This window comes from Corynebacterium sp. (assembly GCF_030538285.1).
GTDB lineage: Bacteria > Actinomycetota > Actinomycetes > Mycobacteriales > Mycobacteriaceae > Corynebacterium.
In genome coordinates, this window is sequence record NZ_JAUNUG010000048.1 from 1 (window position 1) to 17,745 (window position 17,745).

15 protein-coding genes are annotated in these 17,745 nt (G+C 67.3%); 5 read left to right on the top strand and 10 right to left on the bottom strand.

The genetic code is table 11. The features are described from left to right. The 5 genes from Q4G50_RS12520 to rfbB all read right to left on the bottom strand — a co-directional run. Window positions 1-551: glycosyltransferase family 2 protein (locus Q4G50_RS12520; protein WP_303377986.1), on the bottom strand; the 551-nt coding region annotated here is incomplete at its 3' end. Between the two features lie 24 nt (window positions 552-575). After that, the gene (locus Q4G50_RS12525) at window positions 576-1,397 is read right to left on the bottom strand and encodes a glycosyltransferase (RefSeq protein WP_303377987.1); all 822 of its coding nucleotides are present in this window, start codon (window positions 1,395-1,397) and stop codon (window positions 576-578) included. A gap of 11 nt (window positions 1,398-1,408) precedes the next feature. Beyond that, window positions 1,409-2,275 (bottom strand): glucose-1-phosphate thymidylyltransferase RfbA, encoded by an 867-nt coding sequence (rfbA, locus tag Q4G50_RS12530; protein WP_303377988.1) that lies wholly within the window; start codon window positions 2,273-2,275, stop codon window positions 1,409-1,411. Further along, the gene (gene rfbD, locus Q4G50_RS12535) at window positions 2,272-3,588 is read right to left on the bottom strand and encodes a dTDP-4-dehydrorhamnose reductase (protein ID WP_303377989.1); all 1,317 of its coding nucleotides are present in this window, start codon (window positions 3,586-3,588) and stop codon (window positions 2,272-2,274) included. Before rfbD ends, rfbA begins: the two co-directional genes overlap by 4 nt. Next, complete coding sequence (gene rfbB, locus Q4G50_RS12540) at window positions 3,588-4,589, bottom strand: dTDP-glucose 4,6-dehydratase (protein ID WP_303377990.1); 1,002 nt, start codon at window positions 4,587-4,589, stop codon at window positions 3,588-3,590. Before rfbB ends, rfbD begins: the two co-directional genes overlap by 1 nt. A 62-nt stretch (window positions 4,590-4,651) precedes the next feature. Between rfbB and Q4G50_RS12545 the strand changes: the two genes are divergently transcribed. Then, entirely contained in the window at window positions 4,652-5,716 is a 1,065-nt protein-coding gene (locus Q4G50_RS12545; protein ID WP_303377991.1) for a hypothetical protein, read from the top strand. Window positions 5,717-5,769: 53 nt separating this feature from the next. Here Q4G50_RS12545 and Q4G50_RS12550 read toward each other — a convergent pair whose 3' ends face one another. The 4 genes from Q4G50_RS12550 to Q4G50_RS12565 all read right to left on the bottom strand — a co-directional run bounded on the left by Q4G50_RS12550 (window position 5,770) and on the right by Q4G50_RS12565 (window position 11,578). Then, entirely contained in the window at window positions 5,770-7,005 is a 1,236-nt protein-coding gene (locus tag Q4G50_RS12550; protein WP_303377992.1) for a hypothetical protein, read from the bottom strand. Continuing rightward, a complete protein-coding gene (locus Q4G50_RS12555; protein WP_303377993.1) occupies window positions 7,002-8,375 on the bottom strand; it encodes a M1 family metallopeptidase in 1,374 nt (457 codons plus the stop codon). Before Q4G50_RS12555 ends, Q4G50_RS12550 begins: the two co-directional genes overlap by 4 nt. Before the next feature lie 24 nt (window positions 8,376-8,399). Continuing rightward, entirely contained in the window at window positions 8,400-10,397 is a 1,998-nt protein-coding gene (locus tag Q4G50_RS12560) for a prolyl oligopeptidase family protein (protein ID WP_303377994.1), read from the bottom strand. A 77-nt stretch (window positions 10,398-10,474) separates the two neighbouring features. Further along, window positions 10,475-11,578 (bottom strand): alpha/beta hydrolase family protein, encoded by a 1,104-nt coding sequence (locus Q4G50_RS12565; protein ID WP_303377995.1) that lies wholly within the window; start codon window positions 11,576-11,578, stop codon window positions 10,475-10,477. 633 nt (window positions 11,579-12,211) lie between these two features. On the opposite strand from Q4G50_RS12565, the gene lpdA reads away from it, so the two are divergent. Further along, window positions 12,212-13,621 carry a dihydrolipoyl dehydrogenase gene (gene lpdA, locus Q4G50_RS12570; RefSeq protein WP_303377996.1) on the top strand — a complete coding sequence of 470 codons (1,410 nt, stop codon included), beginning with the start codon at window positions 12,212-12,214 and terminating at the stop codon, window positions 13,619-13,621. A gap of 68 nt (window positions 13,622-13,689) precedes the next feature. After that, window positions 13,690-14,772 (top strand): hypothetical protein, encoded by a 1,083-nt coding sequence (locus Q4G50_RS12575; protein WP_303377997.1) that lies wholly within the window; start codon window positions 13,690-13,692, stop codon window positions 14,770-14,772. Here Q4G50_RS12575 and ramB read toward each other — a convergent pair. After that, window positions 14,769-16,196: an acetate metabolism transcriptional regulator RamB gene (gene ramB, locus Q4G50_RS12580; protein ID WP_303377998.1), complete on the bottom strand. Its 1,428-nt coding sequence runs from the start codon at window positions 16,194-16,196 to the stop codon at window positions 14,769-14,771. The two genes, Q4G50_RS12575 and ramB, sit on opposite strands and share 4 nt — an antisense overlap. A 410-nt stretch (window positions 16,197-16,606) precedes the next feature. On the opposite strand from ramB, the gene Q4G50_RS12585 reads away from it, so the two are divergent. Both Q4G50_RS12585 and Q4G50_RS12590 read left to right on the top strand, forming a co-directional pair. Beyond that, window positions 16,607-17,362 carry a succinate dehydrogenase cytochrome b subunit gene (locus Q4G50_RS12585; RefSeq protein ID WP_303377999.1) on the top strand — a complete coding sequence of 252 codons (756 nt, stop codon included), beginning with the start codon at window positions 16,607-16,609 and terminating at the stop codon, window positions 17,360-17,362. A 25-nt stretch (window positions 17,363-17,387) separates the two neighbouring features. Beyond that, the coding region (locus Q4G50_RS12590) for an FAD-binding protein (RefSeq protein WP_303378000.1) at window positions 17,388-17,745 on the top strand (358 nt) is incomplete at its 3' end.

Consider the following 17,745-nt stretch of genomic DNA (forward strand, 5'->3'; position numbering starts at 1 on the left):
ATGCCGTTCATGCGGATGTTCATCTCGTCCGCGACCTTCTTGTTGAACACGCGCAGGCCGTTGTGCGCGTCCGACAGCCCCAGGCGACGGGTCGTTGGGGAGAGGAATACGACGGTCTTGAGCACGACCCGCTTGATCCACGGCACCTGGTCGTCCTCGGCGCGGGGGCGGCCGAAGCGGGTGCCGACGATGATGTCCACCGGCTCCTCCCGCAGCCGCCCGATCATGCGCACCACGTCCTTGACCTGGTGCTGGCCGTCGGCGTCAAAGGTGACGAAGTACTTCGCACCCGGCTGGGCGCGGGCGTACTCCACGCCCGTCTGGATGCCGGCGCCCTGGCCGAGGTTGACCGGGTGGTTGACCAGGTGGGCACCACCGGCGTGGATGCGGGCGGCGGAATCATCGGCGGAGCCGTCATTGACGGCCACGATGTTGGGGAAGGTCTCCCGGGCGTTCTCGATGACCTCCTGGATGACGGGTCCCTCGTTGTAGCACGGGATGATCAGCCAGGTGTCCCCGAAATCGAGCCGGTCGGGGCGCGGGGAATTCATAATGGTCCTTATGCTAACCCGAACCTATCGGGATCGGTGGAACAACCTCGCGTAAGCGGCGGTGAGCAGCCCCGTCGGCAGGAGGCGGTAGGCGGTGCGCACCACCAGGTTGAGCACCGCCCGCGGCTTGGAGATCAGCCCGTAGGACACCAGGTTCGACTGCATCCGACGCTCTGCGGCGAACATGCCCCTGCCCGTGCGGCGCTGGAACTGCTCAGGCGAGACGCGGAACAGGGTGAGCGGCTCGGGCAGGTTGTGGAAGCGCGCGCCGGTGGCCAGGAGCCGGGCGTAGAGATCGTAGTCCTCCATGTGGTGGACGTCGCGGTAGCCGCCGGCGGTCTCCACGGCGGCGCGACGCAGCATGACCGAGGGGTTGTTCACCGGCGAGTTGATCCGCGCGTAGCGGGCGATATGCTCATGCGTCTCCGGAAGTGCGCGCACTGCCGTGACCTGCGTGGGATTGTCGGAGAATTCGGCCATCGCGGTGCCCAGGACATCGGTGTCGGGGTGCTGCTCGAACCACGCCAGCTGCCGCGCGAAGCGTTCGGGAGCGGCGAGGTCGTCGGCGTCGAGACGCGCGACCAGGTCCGTGGTGATCGCCGCCATGCCCGCGGCCGACGCTTTCCCCGAGCCCTGGTTCCGTGCCAGCACCACGGTGCGCGTCTCGGCATGCTTATCGACGAACGCGTCGATCACCGCCCGCAGCTCCGGCCCGACGGGTCCGTCCTCGACGATGACGATCTCCTCGGCCTTCCGCGTCTGCGCGGCCAGGGAATCCAGGGCGGCGGAAAGCTCCTCCGGCACAATGCGGTGGTAGACGGTGACCAGGGCGGCAAGACTCGGCATGGTCACTGATCCTAGCGGTCGCGCGCGACGGCCAGCAGGTACTCGCCGTAGCCCGACTTGAGCAGCGGCTGCGCCAGGGCCTCGAGGGCCGCGGCGTCGATGAAGCCCTCCCGGTACGCGGCGACCTCCGGCGAACCGATGACCTGCCCGGTGCGCTTCTGGATCACCTCGACATAGGAGCTGGCCTCGCTCATCGAGTCGAAGGTGCCGGTATCCAGCCACACGTCGCCGCGCTGGAGACGCTGCACCTGCAGGTCACCGCGTTGCAGGTAGGCGTCGTTGACGGCCGTGATCTCCAGTTCGCCGCGCTCGCTCGGGGTGATGCCACGGGCGATGTCGATGACGTCGTTGTCGTAGAAGTACAGCCCCACGACGGCGTAGTTCGACTTCGGGTCGGCCGGCTTCTCCTCGATGGACAGGGCGCGCCCGTCGGCGGAGAACTCCACCACGCCGTAGCGTTCCGGGTCGGAGACCTCGTACGCGAAGACCACGCCGCCGGCGGGGTGGCGGCAGTCCGCGAGGGTGGTGGTGAAGTGGTAGCCGTCGAAGATGTTGTCGCCGAGCGCGAGGGCCACGTCATCGTCGCCGATGAAGTCCGCGCCGATGAGAAACGCCTGCGCCAGGCCGTCGGGGGAGGGCTGGTGGGCGTAGTCGATCATGAGCCCCCATTGGGAACCGTCACCGAGGAGTCGTCGAAAAGCGGGCGAGTCCTCCGGCGTCGTGATGACCAGGATCTCCCGGATCCCCGCCTGAATGAGCGTGGACAGCGGGTAGTAGATCATCGGCTTGTCGTAGATCGGCATGAGCTGCTTGGAGATGCCCTGCGTGATCGGATACAGCCTGGTCCCGGAACCGCCGGCGAGGATGATGCCCTTCATATCAGATACAGTGCCAGACCGACCCGCCAGTTCTGCGGCACGAAACCACTCGCCTCGATCTTCGCCGTGTCCAGCGTGCTTATCGACGGCCGCGCCGCATGCGGCTTCCCGTCAAAGTACTGCTCCGTGGTCACCGGCGTCACCATGTCCGGGTCCTGGTGCAGGCCGGTGTAGACGGCCATGGCGAGTTCGTCGAAACCGACGTCGTCGCCGCCGCCGCTGAGGTGGTAGATGCCGTATTCGGGTCGGGTGTCGAGCAGGTGCCGGATGCCTCTGGCCAGTTCCGAGGCGAAGGTGGGGCGGCCCCGCTGGTCGTGGACCACGGTGGGTCGCACGCCCCGTTCGGCCAGCTCACGCATGGTGTCGACGAAGTTCTTCCCGTCACCCACGACCCAGCTGGTGCGCACGATGTAGTGGCGCGGGGCGGTCTGCGCGGCCACCTCGCCGGCGGACTTGGACGCGCCGTAGACGTTGAGTGGCGCGACCGGATCGTCCTCGGCGTAGGGGCGCTCGGTCTGACCGTCGAAGACGTAGTCGGTGGACAGCTGCACCAGGGTGAGGTTGTTCTCCGCGGCGATCCGGGCCAGGCGCGCCGGGCCCTGCGCGTTGACCCGCCAGGCAGTGGCGGCGTTCTCCTCGGCGGCGTCGACCGCGGTGTAGGCGGCACAGTTGATGATCGCCGCGTACTGCCGCCAGGGCCGCTGCGGTGGGTCGGTGATGTCGAACTGCTCCCGGCTGCAGAGCTCCGCGTCCGGGAAGACGGCCCGCAGCGCCCGCCCGACCTGCCCGTCCGCGCCGGTGACGAGGATCTTCCGCGGAGCCACGGGGGTGAGCTCCTCCGTGAGTGTGCGGTCCTTTTCCGACAGGTTGCTCGGGGGCAGCGGCCAGGCGATGAGCGTGTGGGAGACGTTGACGTACTCCGCGTCCGGCGACCAGTGGTCGTTGACCAGGTAGAGGTAGGTCGTGTCGTCCTCGAGCACCTGGTAGCCGTTGGCGACTCCGCGTGGGACGAACACCGCGGTGTCCGGGCCGATCTCCGTGCTGAACGTCTCGCCGTAGGTCGGCGACCCTTCCCGCAGGTCACACCAGCCGCCCTGGACCCGGCCCGTGCCGACGGTGACGAGCTTGTCCCACGGCTCCGCGTGCAGCCCGCGCGTCGTGCCTCGCTCGGCGTTGAAGGCCACGTTCGACTGCACCGGCCGGAAGTCCGGCAGGCCGGCGTCCGTCATGCGGGCGCGCTGCCACGCCTCCTTGAACCAGCCGCGCGCATCCGTGTGGACCGGCAGGTCCAGGACGAGCAGCCCCTCGATCATCACTGACCCCTCTCCGCGTAGGCCGCCTCGACCTGCTGTTTCGCCGGGCGCCACCAGCCTTCGTTCTCGGTGTACCAGGCGATGGTCTGCTCCAGGCCCGCGCGCATTCCGGTGTCCGTGTCCGTGTACCGCGGGGCCCAGCCGAGTTCCGTCCGCAGCTTCGTCGAGTCCATGGCGTAGCGCTGGTCGTGGCCGGGGCGGTCGGCGACATGCTCGTACTCCGGGGCCCCCATGAGCTCGCAGATAAGCTCGATGACCTGCCGGTTGTTCACGTGGTCGTTGTCGGCGCCGATGTTGTACGTCTCGCCGCTGCGCCCGCGATCGAGGATGAGGTGGACGGCCGCGTTGTGGTCGTCGACGTGGATCCAGTCCCGCACCTGCTCACCCGTGCCGTAGAGCTTCGGGGTCCGACCAGCCAGGATGTTGGTGATCTGCCGGGGGATGAACTTCTCGATGTGCTGGTACGGCCCGTAGTTGTTCGAGCAGTTCGAGATCGTCGCGTCGATGCCGAAGGAGCGCACCCACGCCCGCACGAGATGATCCGACCCGGCCTTCGTCGCAGAGTACGGCGAACTCGGCTCATAAGGCGTGCTCTCGGTGAATCGTGCCGGGTCGTCGAGACCCAGGTCGCCGAACACCTCATCCGTCGAGATGTGGTGCAGCCGATTCCCGTGCCGCCGGATCGCCTCGAGGATGGTGAACGTCCCCACCACATTCGTGTCGACAAACGGTCGCGGATCCCGGAGTGAATTATCGTTGTGGCTCTCGGCGGCGAAATGAACCGTGACGTCGGCGCGGGAGACGGCGGCGTCGATAAGCGGGGCGTCACAGATGTCGCCCTCGATGAACTCCACGTCCGTGCCGGCGAGATTTGCGCGGTTGCCCGCGTACGTCAGCTTATCGACGACCACGATGTGGTCATCCGGGTACCGGTCCCGCGTCATACGCACGAAATTCGCCCCGATGAACCCGGCGCCCCCGGTGACCAGCAGTGTTCTCATGACAGCCCACTATACGTCGGGCGGCGGGAACCTTTCCGCCGGCCGCGGGGTCTAAGTGGGGTATGACGACACAGCTCATCGCCCTGCCCGACCTGATCAACCGCTACTGCGCCCACAACGAGATCCCACCCGACGACCCCCGGATCATGCCCGCCATCCTGCAGGCCCACGCCCCGGCAGGACCCGGCTTTGTCGTGCCCATTGATGCCCTGCGTGCTGAGGCCTTCGTGCGTCACGACGCCCGGTGCCATCCCCGTGGCGTGGAGTACCGCGTGCCGCACCGGCTGCGGGCGCTCGCCCACCACTGGTCGCGGCCGGGGTCGGTGCTGGCGGAATGGTCGGCTCTGGAGCTGCTCGGGCTGTCGGAGTTCTCCGCCGGGGCAGACGTGACCTTGTTGTGCTCCGCGAACCACCGCGTTGCTGCCGATGCCGCGTCCGCCACCGTGCGCAGGCGCCGGGCGCACCACACCACCACCCTGCTCTTCGCCGACGAGCGGCCCGTGCTGGTGACCGAGCGGATGACGACGCTCGCCGCCTGCCTGCGCGCGCTGCACAACAAGGAGCACGCGTGGGAGATCCCGGCCAGTCTCGAGGTGGACCCTGTTACGGTCATGTCGGTGCAGCTCATCGACCGCTTCTGTCGGGTGTTCCAGGTGAGTCACGAGGAGGTGCGCGCCGGGATGTCGAAGCAGGTCTCGGCCCGGGAGCTCGGCCGGATTCTGGCGCTGAGCGACCCGGGCGCGGAATCGAAACCCGAGACCGTGCTGCGCCTTCTGGCACACGAGGCGGTGGGTGATCTGCCGGGTGTGCGTCTGGAGACGCAGGTGCCGCTCTACACCGACGGAACCGTCGGCGAGCCCGGCGAGGTGGACCGGTCCCGGACTCTGCTCACGCGTTTCGACGTGGCGGAGCGGCGCCTGAGGATCGGTCTGCAGCATGACGGTGAACATCATCTGCAGCGCTCGCAGCGGGACAAGGACGCGGAGATCAATGCCGATGTGCTCAAGTTCGGGTGGAACCAGATCCGGACGTCCGCCGGGATGCTGCGCCGGACCGCGGAGACGAAGCGCCGAATCCGGGAGGCGGTGGTCGCGGCGGTGCGGCGATGTGACGACGGGTCGTCATGACGAACACTCGTCAGGGTGAAGACTGCGCGCGACCTGGGCAAATAAGATGACGATTACGTGTCAGATGTGACATCTGACGACGCGTCGTCACCGACCCCCGCTCGCGCGCCCCGCAGCGCCGCCGCATGCACGAGCCCACCCGCCACCGGCCCGCCGATGAGCGCCACGCACACGCCCACCTCCAGCGACAGCGGCGCCAGCCACAGCACCCCGAAGGCCACAACCGACGCCACGACCCAACCCAGCACATAGGCCTTGTGCAGCTCCGACGCCAAGGCCGCCGCGCCGGTGACCATGAGCGATCCGGTGCAGGCGGAGGCGAAGGTCAGTACCGCCAGCAGCAGGCCCGGCACCTGCAGGCCGTCCTTGAAGAACGTCTCCAGAATCCACGGCCCGAGCAGCCAGGCGAAGAACGCGCCGACCACTCCGACACCGAGCACCGCTCCCACCGGAACGACGAGCGCCCGGTACAGCGCCGCCCGCTGCTCGACGAAACGCACGATGAGCGCGGACTGGAAGCGCTGCAGCGGCACAAGGATGGGCGCACGGGTGAGCGTCACGGCGTTGATGATGCCGGCCACGGTCACCAGCTCCCCGGCGCCGGGTTCGTAGGTGGACTGCACGAAGACGGGAAACCCGGTGATGAGCGCAGCCGACGCCCCGGTCGCGAGCATTGCGGACCCGGCGCGGCGGGTGAGGGCGGAGCGGGAGACGTCGACAAGCACGTCGCGCGGCACGCCCCACAGCACGACCAGCCAGCTCAGCGCACCGATGACGGTGATGACGAGGAACGCCGGCATCCCCCAGCCCAGCTGCCATGCGAGCAGCGCCAGGAGCAGGCGTACCCCGGAGTCGAGCGCCACCAGACCCGCGTAGCGCGACCACAGCCCGAGCCCGGAGAGGATGCCCGACAGCACCGCCTGGAACGCGTAAGTGAACAGGCCGAACGCCAGGAAACCGGCCGCGACCGGCACGGATGCGTGCCCGCGCAGGAGCACCGGCATCCACACCAGACCCACGACCAGCGCCACGACGAGCACCACGCCACCGACGACGGCCCCCAGCCGCCACGGCCGCCCGGAGCCCACGCGTCCGGTGTCCCGCGCCGCCGACACCGAGCGGGTCGTCTCCTGCATGATGCCGTCGAGGAAGCCGGTGGCGGCGAAGAACAGGCCCCAGTAGGCCTGGAAGGCGGCGAACTCGTCGACACCCAGCGTCCACGACGCCAGGTAGATGACGACGAAGCCTGACAGCGCCGCGAAGACGGTCGCCAGGCTCAGTGCTTTCATCCCGGGAACTCCGGCAGGGGCAGCTGGTGGAGCCACTCGTTCCACAGCTTCTCGACGTCCGCGGCCGGCACCCCGACCACCTCCGCCTCCGCCAGCACCTCGCGCTTGAGATCGACGGGCTCGACGACGGAGTGACGACCGGCGGCGACGTAGCGGCGGAGCATGCGGAAGAAGGGGGCGTCGCCAAGCAGGATGCGGATGGCGTGGACGGTCAATGCCCCGCGCTTGTAGACGCGGTCGTCGAACATGTCCCGCGGGCCCGGGTCGGAGAGCAGGATGTCCTGCGGCAGGCCGCGCAGCTGCGCGTGGAAGGTGCGGGCCGAGTCGGAGGCCGGGCGGTCGACGGAGTGCTCGAACCACAGCCACTCGGCGTAGCAGGCGAAGCCCTCGTTGAGCCAGATGTCGTTCCACTGGGCCAGGCCGAGGGAGTTGCCGAACCACTGGTGGGACAGCTCGTGGGCGATGAGGCGCTCCCAGCGGTGGTCGCCGCGGATGTGGTTGGCGCCGAAGATGGACAGTCCCTGGGCCTCGAGGGGGATCTCGAGGACGTCCTCGGTGACCACCACGGAATAGGAGTTGAAGGGGTACGGGCCGAAAAGCTCGGTGTAGAGCTCGAGCATGCGGGCCTGGTCGGCGAACTCCTCACGGGCGAATTCGCGCAGCTTCGCCGGCACCCAGGCGCGGACGGGCACGGCGGCGCCCTCGGCGGAGAGGGTGAGCGGGATGTACTCGCCGATCTGGATGGTCGCGAGGTACGTCGCCATGGGGTTGCCCACCTGGTAGTGCCAGGTGGTGCGGGATCCGGCGGAGCGCTTGGACAGCAGCGTGCCGTTGACGGCCACGACGTAGGGGTTGTCGGTGGTGACGATGATCTCGTAGCGCGCCTTCTCGTCGGGCGTGTCGTCGCACGGGAACCAGCTGGGCGCGCCGTTGGGCTGGGACGCGACGAGCGCGCCGTTGCTCAGCTCCTCCCAGCCGAGGGTGCCCCACGGCGTACGAATGGGTCGCGGGGTGCCGCCGTAGCGGATGATGAGGCTGAATTCGGAGTCGACCGGGACCGGGGCGGCGAAGGTGATGCGGAGTTTCCCGCCGGCCTGCCGGAAGCGGGCGACGCGGATGCTCTGCCCGGCGGTGCCCTGCGCGGAGATGCGGGTCACGCGCATCGAGGGCGCGAGGTCGAGCGACATCGACGTCAGGTCCTGCCAGTTGTCCAGGTGCAGGGTGGCGGTGCCGTCCAGGCGGTTCGGGCCGACCCGGTAGTTGAGGTCCAGGTGGTAGGAGCGGACGTGGAAGCCGAGGTTGAAGTCAACGCCGGTGTACGTGTCGCGGGTGCCGGGGACGGGGGTGGAGCGCAGCCTGTTTCTGGTCATGATTTCCCAGATGTTACCCAGCACCTATCCGACCTGCTGATTCAGCCACTCGAAGATAAGTGCCTCGACCCCCGCGACCTGCGCGTTGTCGGCCGCGCCGGCGTGCCCACCCTCGATGTTCTCGAAATAGTCGACGGGTTGGCCGGCCTCGCGCAGCGCGTGCGCGAACAACCGCGCGTGGGCGGGGTGGACGCGGTCGTCGCGGGTCGAGGTGGTCACCAGCGCCGACGGATACTGCTTATCGACGCCCCGTTCCGCCACGTTGTGCAGCGGCGACCACGCCTCGATGGCGGCCCGCTCTTCCGGGGAGTCGGGGTCGCCGTATTCGGCCATCCACGACGCTCCGGCGGACCAGGTGTGGTAACGCAGCATGTCGGTGAGGGGGACCTGGATGACGGCCGCGCCGAGCAGTTCCGGGTACTGGACCAGCGCCCCGGAGGTGAGCAGCCCGCCGTTGGAGCCGCCGCGCACGGCGATCTGTCCGGGGGTGGTGTAGCCGCGGTCGACGAGGTCGGCGAGGACGGCGCGGTGGTCCTCCCACACCTTGTGGCGGTTGGTCTTGACCACCTGGGTGTGCCAGCCGGGCCCGAATTCGCCGCCGCCGCGTAGGTTGGGCTGGACGAAGTAGCGGCCGTGCTCGAGCCAGCCGATGCCGCGCACGGCGGAGTATCCCGGGGTCAGGGACACCTCGAAGCCGCCGTAACCGCCGACGAGGGTCGGGCGGGCGCCGAGGCGGAAGTCGCCGGTGATGAAGTAGGGGATGCGGGTGCCGTCGGCGGAGGTGACCCAGTGCTGGCGAGTCTCCAGCCCGGAGGAGTCGAAGAGCGCAGGGGAGCGGCGGACGACCTGCGGGGTGCGGCTCTTGCCGAGGTCGAGGCGGTAGAGCGTGGTCGGCTCCGTGAAAGACGAGGTGGTCAGCCACACCTCGTTGCCGTCGAGGGGGCTGGTCGCCACGACCGAGGCGGTGACCAGCGGCGGCAGGTCGAGGTCCGCGCCGGGCTGAGTGGGATCGCTCAGGGGGTGGGTGATGATCCGGGTGGCGACGTCGTCGAGAAGCGTGAGCACCAGATGATCGGCGGTGAAGGCCGTGCCCTGCAGGGAGACATGGTCGGTGGGGAGGAAGACGGGGCGGATGTCGCGCTCCCCGGCGAGGAAGCGGGCGAGCTCGATGCAGCCGAGGCCGCCGGCGGGCAGACCGGCGAAGTCCTCGCGCGGGGCGAGGAAGAGCCACTCCCGGTGGATGATGGTCTCGCAGTCCTCCGGCACCTCCAGGACCTGCAGGGAGGCATCCGGGTCCAGCGGGGCGACGGACTGGCGGGTGCGGTAGAAGTCGAGCGCGCGGGAGACGATGATCCGCTCGTGACCGGGGGTGGTGTCGGCCCAGGCACCGACGGCGACGTCCTCGTGGCGGCCGGAGGTGTAGACGGGGGCGTCGAGAAGCGGGGTGCCGCGGCGCCACACGCGAACCTGGGCGGGGTAGCCCGAGGCGGTGAGGGACCCTGCGCCGGTGTCGGTGCCGACGAGCAGGGTGTCCAGGTCGAGCCAGCTGACGTCGGTCTTGGCCTCCGGGATGTGGAAACCGCCGGGCAGGAACGTGCCAGCCTCCAGGTCGAATTCACGAACCACGGTGGCGTCGGCCCCGCCGCGCGAGAGGCGCACGAGCGCGCGGTCGACGACCGGGGTGCGCACGTGCGCGCCCTTCCACACCCAGTTCTCGTCCTCGTCGGCGGCGAGCTGGTCGACGTCGATGAGCACCTCCCACTCCGGGTCATCGAGATAGGACTCGAGGGTGGTGCGCCGCCAGAGGCCGCGGATGTGTCGGGCGTCGCGCCAGAAGTTGTACAGCCACTCGCCGCGCCGGACGACGAAGGGGATGCGGTCATCGACGTCGAGCGCTGCGCGGATGCGCTCCCGCAGCTCCGGATTCTGCAGGCCGGACTCGGTGGCGTCCGACCACTCGCGCGCCCACGCGAGGGCGGCGGGGGAGTCGATGGTCTCGAGGAACTCGGGGCTCGTCGTCATGTCTCCCAGGCTACGCGGCACGAAAAAAGCACCGCCCACCATGGGAGGTGGACGGTGCTGTCAGCGCCTGCCGGAAATTACTGGAAGAGTGCGCGCTGCAGGGTCGGCCAGGAGTTCTCGATGTCGTCGATCCAGTACTGCCAGGAGTGGGTACCGGTGGAACGCAGGTTCCAATCGGCCGGGATGCCGAGGTTGTCCATCTTGGCCTTGAGGTTGTGGGTGCAGATGTTGGTGGCACCCTCGATGACACCGCCCTCGACGATGAGGGTGGCGGCACCGGCGGACGCGGCGACCGGGTCGACACCCTGGGCGACGTAGTGGCCCGGCATGTCGTACTCTCCGGCGAGGCCAGTGGCGTTGGAGATGTAGATGTCCGAGCCGCGCAGGCCCTCTGCGTTAACGAGGGCGTCGTTGGCGATGTTGTGCGGGGAGCCCATCGGGCCGAGCATGTTGACGACGTTGGCGCCGGCGCGGTTGACGGTCAGCTCAGCGGACTTGTAGCCCAGGAAAGACGCGGTCTCGGCGCAGCCGGAGAAGGAGCCGATGCCGTCGTAGAAGCCCGGGGCCTTCTCTGCCAGCAGCAGGGCGGAGGTCGCGGACATGGAGAAGCCGGCGATGGCGCGCTTGTTGTTGGCACCCAGGTACGACTCGATGCCGCCCGGAAGCTCGCGCAGCAGGAAGTCCTCCCACAGCTGCTTGCCCTCGAGGTAGCCGTTGCCCGGGTTGATCGGCTCGCGGTTGGCCCAGTTGATGTAGTAGGAGAACGCACCCTCCTGCGGGATGACGACGTTGACGCCACGGGAGTGGTAGAAGTCGATGATCTGCGGGGCGCGCGCGATCCAGTCCATGTTCTGCTCGGCGCCACCGGCACCGTTGAGCAGGTAGAGGGTCGGGGCGTTCGGGTTGGCGGCGCGGATGACGGCCAGCGGGATGTCGCGGCCCATGGCCTCGGAGTAGGCCCACAGGTGCTCGACGCGGTTGTCGTCCTTGGTGGCCTGACGCCACTTGCGGGAGGTGTCGTCGATGCCGGTCTTGGCGCGGACGGTGATCTTGGAGGTCTGGTGACCGTTCTGGATCTGCGCCGGAGCGATCTCAGAGGCGCCAGCAACCGGGGTCGCGAGAGCAGTGGCACCGATGGCGAGGGCCGCGATCGGTGCGGCAATCTTGCGGAGGAACTTCATGGTGTGGCTTCCTTGGATCAGATCGGGAATTCTACCTGGGAAATCGTATGTTACGACAGACACCAGAAACCTCTGACGTCATTCACAGGGGTACATCGTAGCGGCTGTCGCATATGTTAACGGTCCACCCCCGAATGTGCTCGGGAACGGGGGGGAGGGGTGATGGGAGTCTCATGAGTCTCGGGGGCGACGTCGACCGACGAGACCCATGCACCATAAGTTACTCAAGTTACTGATGGTGGGCAAGTGGTTAGTGTGTCATAATGTCTGGCAGTTCCGGTTGTCGGGGTTCCTCCCGGGCCGTAACGTTTCGCCGCGGCGTGCCGCTTGTACCTAGTGGAAGCCCGTCGCGCGCCCCGGTTCCGCCGACACCGCAAGACACCTCTCAATCCCACAGAAAGAGCACAGTATGTCTATCTTCGAGCAGATCATCGTCACCATCAACAACTTCATCGGCCCGGCCGTCCACGGCCTGTCCTCCGCCTCCTCCCAGGCCGCACTCCTCGTGGGTCTGTTCTAGGCACCCCGCTTTTCACTGCTTTTCGACGCCCCGGCCATCCGCCGGGGCGTCAGTTTGTTTGGTGGGGGCGCTTATCGGTGACACGGGGCTGAAGGTCACCTATCCTGGGTGGCGTGACTGAACATTATGACGTTGTTGTACTCGGCGCTGGCCCCGGTGGCTACGTCGCCGCCATCCGCGCCGCCCAGCTGGGAAAGAAGGTTGCTGTCGTCGAGAAGCAGTACTGGGGCGGAGTCTGCCTCAATGTCGGCTGTATCCCCTCGAAGGCACTGATCAAGAACGCCGAGATCGCCCACATCTTCAACCATGAGAAGAAGACGTTTGGCATCAACGGCGACGTGACCTTCAACTACGAGGACGCCCACAAGCGCTCCCGTGGCGTGTCCGAGAAGATCGTCGGTGGTGTCCACTACCTGATGAAGAAGAACAAGATCACCGAGATCGACGGCTTCGGCACCTTCAAGGACGCGAAGACCATCGAGGTGAGCGAGGGCAAGGACGCCGGCAAGGTCGTCACGTTCGACGACTGCATCATCGCCACCGGCTCCGTCGTCAACACCCTGCGCGGCGTCGAGTTCTCCGAGAACGTCGTCTCCTTCGAGGAGCAGATCCTCAACCCGGTCGCACCGGAGAAGATGGTCATCGTCGGCGCGGGCGCCATCGGCATGGAGTTCGCCTACGTGCTGGCCAACTACGGCGTCGACATCACCGTCATCGAGTTCATGGACCGCGTCCTGCCGAACGAGGACGAAGAGGTCTCCAAGGTCATCGCGAAGGCCTACAAGAAGATGGGCGTGACCCTGCTCGCCGGCCACGCCACCACCGCCGTGCGCGACAACGGTGACTCCGTCGAGGTCGACTACCAGAAGAAGGGCTCCGGCACGACCGAGACCCTCACCGTCGACCGCGTCCTCGTCTCCGTCGGTTTCCGCCCGCGCGTCGAGGGCTTCGGCCTGGAGAACACCGGCGTCGAGCTCACCGAGCGGGGCGCCATCGCGATCGACGATTACATGCGCACCAATGTCGAGCACATCTACGCCATCGGTGACGTCACCGCGAAGCTGCAGCTCGCCCACGTCGCCGAGGCCCAGGGCATCGTCGCCGCCGAGACCATCGCCGGCGCCGAGACCCACGAACTCGGCGACTACATGATGATGCCGCGCGCCACCTTCTGTAACCCGCAGGTCGCCTCCTTCGGTTACACCGAGGCGCAGGCGAAGGAGAAGTGGCCGGACCGCGAGATCAAGGTCGCCACCTTCCCGTTCTCCGCCAACGGTAAGGCCGTCGGCCTGGCCGAGACCGACGGTTTCGCCAAGATCGTCGCCGACGCCGAGTTCGGCGAGCTCCTCGGCGGCCACCTCGTCGGCGCCAACGCCTCCGAGCTGCTCAACGAGCTGGTCCTGGCGCAGAACTTCGATCTCACCACCGAGGAGATCAGCCGCGCGGTCCACATCCACCCGACCCTGTCGGAGGCTGTCAAGGAAGCCGCACACGGTATCAGCGGCCACATGATCAACTTCTAGTCGCCACCGACGAAAGAGGTCTCCCACCCGGAGGCCTCTTTTTCTTTTCCCACGGAAAGGGGCAGCTCATGCACACCATCGGAATCCTGGCGGATGAGGGCAGCCCGTCCGAGGACGTCTCCCGCATCCTCCGTCACTGGCTTATCGACATCGACGTGGCCACCGCCGACGACGACGAGGACGTCCGCGTGCTCCGCGGCACCTGGCCCGACGCCGGCGGCGTCGAGATGCGGGTCGGCACCATCCCCATGTCGCCGGACGGAGACGTCCTGCTCAGCGACCATGCCCGTGAACTGATGACCACCTACGGCTGGGACCGGCTCATCTATGTCACCGATCTGCCGCTCTCGGCGTGGGAGCGTCCGGTGGTCAGCCAGCGTGCGCGCCTCGACGACGCTGTGCTCATCTCCCTGCCTGCGTTCGGCGCCTTCGGGGTCCGCCGTCGCCTGCGGCGGGAGCTCGTCGGACTCATCGAGAGGAATGAGCTGACGGCGGGGGAGTTGCGCAGCGGGCCGGACCCCGCGGAGGGGGAGGACTCGGCCGACGCCGCGGACGTCGAGACGCGGGTGCTCAACCACCCCGGGCTGACGCTGCGCATGATCGCCGGCATGGTGCGCGGCAACCAACCCGGTCGACTCCTGCCGGTGCTGTCGAGTTCGCTGGCCGCGATGGCCGCGACCGGCGGTTTCGGTGTGTTCTACGGATCGATTTGGAAGCTGGCCGAGGAGATGTCCTGGCCGCGGCTTCTGCTCATCGGGATCTTCGCGGTGGTGTCGTTCACGGGGTGGCTCATCGTCCACAACCGCCTGTGGCAGCGGGCGCACACCCAGGAGTCGCGCTGGCGCGAGACCGTGGACAACCTCGCCACCATCGGCACGATCGGGATGACCGCGATCATCCTTTACACGGTGGTGTGGCTACTCATGCTGCTGTCCTCGGTGGTGATCATCCCGCGCAGCTACCTCGAGGGCGAGCTGGAACGTGACGTCGGCATCGTCACCTACCTGTCGATCGCGTGGCTCAGCGCCTCCCTCGGAGCGATGGCCGGCGCCCTGGGCTCCAACTTCGACCGCGACGTGGAGATTCGCTCGGCCACCTACAACCTGCGCGAGTACGAACGGCGCCGGCAGGGGTGGGCGGCCGAACGCTAGTTGTAGGGGGCGACCGACGAGCGGTGGGCGTCGATGGTGATCTCCTCGTGGACCGGCGGGAAGGCGCGCTGGGCACAGTTCTCGCGCGGGCACACGCGACACCCCGCGCCGATGGGGGTGGCGCTCGAGAGATCGTCGAGGTTGAGGCCCTCCGCGTAGACGGTGCGGTCCGCGTGGCGCGCCTCGCATCCCAGGCCGATGGCGAAGAGCTTGCCGGTGTCTCCGAAGCGACCCCGGTGGTGGCGCACCGTCCGCGCGATCCACAGGTAGTTCCGGCCGTCGGGCATCTGGGCGAGCTGCCGCAGGATGGTGCCCGGGTTGGTGAACGTCTCGTAGATATTCCACAGCGGACACGTGCCGCCCGAGTTGGCCAGATGGAAGCCCGTCGCGGACTGCCGCTTCGACATGTTGCCCGCCCGATCGACGCGGACGAACGTGAACGGGATCCCGCGCAGGTTGGGTCGCTGCAGGGTGGACAGACGGCTGGCGACTGTCTCGTAGCCCACGCCGAAGACGTGGCAGAGGAAGTCGACGTCGTAGCCGGAGCGTTCCGCCTCGGTGTGGATGCCCCGGTAGGGCAGCAGCACGGCCGCGGCGAAGTAGGAGGCGATGCCGCGCCGTGCCAGGTTGGCGGAGGCGTCGGAGGTGAAGTTCTCGCCCGCGACGAGTGCCTCGATGTCCTCGCCGGCCTCGAGGTAGGCCAGCTCCATGCCGAGTCGGAAGGAACGCTGGCCGGAGTTCAGCCGGCTGGCCAGCTGCAGGTGGCCGGTCGAGCGATCGAGGATGTGGAGGGTGTCGTCGAGTTCGGCGGACGTGGTGATCTCGATGCCGTGGCGGTCCCGCAGACGCGCGGCGAGGGCCTCCTCGGTGTTGCGGATGGAGAAGCGCTCGACGCCCAGATCGGCGGAGATCTCCTCGGCCCGCGTGTCCAGGGTGTCCAGGTAGTTCTGGCGGGCGTAGAAGAAGTCGCGCACCTCGTCGTGCGGCATGGAGAAGGCCTGCGGGCCGCTGGGGGAGGAGGGGCCGGCGTGGCGGCGGGTGTCCGTGGCGATGGAGAGCTTGTCGCGGACGTTGCGGTAGCGCCGGTGCATGTCGACCATCGTGCGGGCGATCGCCGGGTGGTTGTATACCAGCTCCGACAGTTCCTGCAGCTCCACTGGGTTGGGGCACAGCTCCTTGTCGAGGACCACGTCCTGGATCTCCGCGAGCAGGCGGGAGTCGTCGTCGCGGGAGAAGAAGGTGGCGTCCACACCGAAGGCCTCTGTGATCCGGAGGAGAACAGGAACTGTCAGCGGGCGGACGTCATGCTCGATCTGGTTGACGTAACTGGCCGAGAGCCCGAGGGTGGCGGCAAGTGAGGCCTGGCTGAGGTCTCGTTCGCGGCGCAGCTGGCGGAGGCGCGAACCCACATAGGTCTTTCCCATGACGACATCGTAGCGTGATGAGACTCACCTGAACGGCCACTTTGCGAACCTTGTGTGCAAGTACTTCAACAAAGAGCGAATGTTGTGGTGGGAAACCACCGCCTCCCCCGGGATAGACGAAAGTTTGATACCTATCGGGGTGGGATGTGTCGGTCCACGCTTGTCCGGTGATGAACCTCACAATAGCCTGGCAATGAGCATGAAACGGGAACAAATCGGCCACGTCGCTCGTCAAGCAACGTGGCTGTGGGCGTTTTATGCGTCGCCGGTCGCTCTAATGGTGAGGTTAGCCTCCCCTAACGTGCAGGTTGTTGCGGGTGTGACAAAGGGGGGACTGGGTCGTTCTCCTTGCCCGAAAGTCGTCGCGACCGGGGCTGTGACCGTAAAGTATGAGCGACACTGGAGGTGCCATGACTGTTAAGAACGCAGACCGTGACGCAATTGTCCACGGCAAAATCACTGAAAAGCCGCTGCGTGAGCGGCCGTCCTACCCGACCTGGGCCATCAAGCTCGTGATGGCCATCACCGGCCTGATCTTCGGACTGTACGTCCTGGTTCACATGGTCGGTAACCTGAAGATCTACATGCCGGACCATGACGGCGTCGTCGCCATCAATGAGTACGGCGAGTTCCTGCGCACCATGGGTGCCCCGATCTTCCCGCGCGAGGGATTCCTGTGGATCTTCCGCATCGTCCTGCTCGCTGCGGTCATCCTGCACATTCACGGCGCATTCGCCCTGCACGGCCGTTCCCGCGTCTCCCGCGGCAAGTTCAACCGCACCAACCTGGTCGGCGGCCTGAACTCCTTCTCCAGCCGCACCATGCTGATTACCGGCATCATCCTGCTGCTGTTCATCGTCTTCCACATCCTGGACCTGACCATGGGCGTCACCCCGGCGGCGCCGGACTCCTTCGCGCACGGTGAGATCTACGCGAACCTCATCGCCAGCTTCTCCCGCTGGCCTGTCGCGATCTTCTACATCCTCGCCATGGTCGTCCTGTTCCTGCACCTGTCCCACGGCATCTGGCTCGCAGTGTCGGACCTCGGCATCACCGGCAAGCGCTGGCGCAAGGTTCTGCTCGTCGTCGCCTACCTGGTGCCGGCGATCGTCATGATCGGCAACATCTCTATGCCGCTGTCCATCGCACTGGGCTGGCTCAGCTAGGTCCTGAAGGGAAGTTCTGAAAAATATGAGCAACACCGAGACTGCTTCTCGTCCTGAGTTCCACCACCCGGCCTCCGTCGTCGACGGCGTCGTCCCGGGCACCATCCTCGACAACGCCGAGCCCCAGGGTGTTCCGACCAAGGAGATGTGGGACTACCAGAAGGAGCACATGAACCTTGTGTCTCCTCTGAACCGCCGCAAGTTCAAGGTCCTCGTCGTCGGCACCGGTCTGTCCGGTGGCGCCGCGGCCGCCGCACTCGGCGAGCTGGGCTACGACGTGAAGGTGTACACCTACCACGACGCCCCGCGCCGCGCGCACTCCATCGCAGCCCAGGGTGGCGTCAACTCCGCCCGCGGCAAGAAGGTCGACAACGACGGCGCGT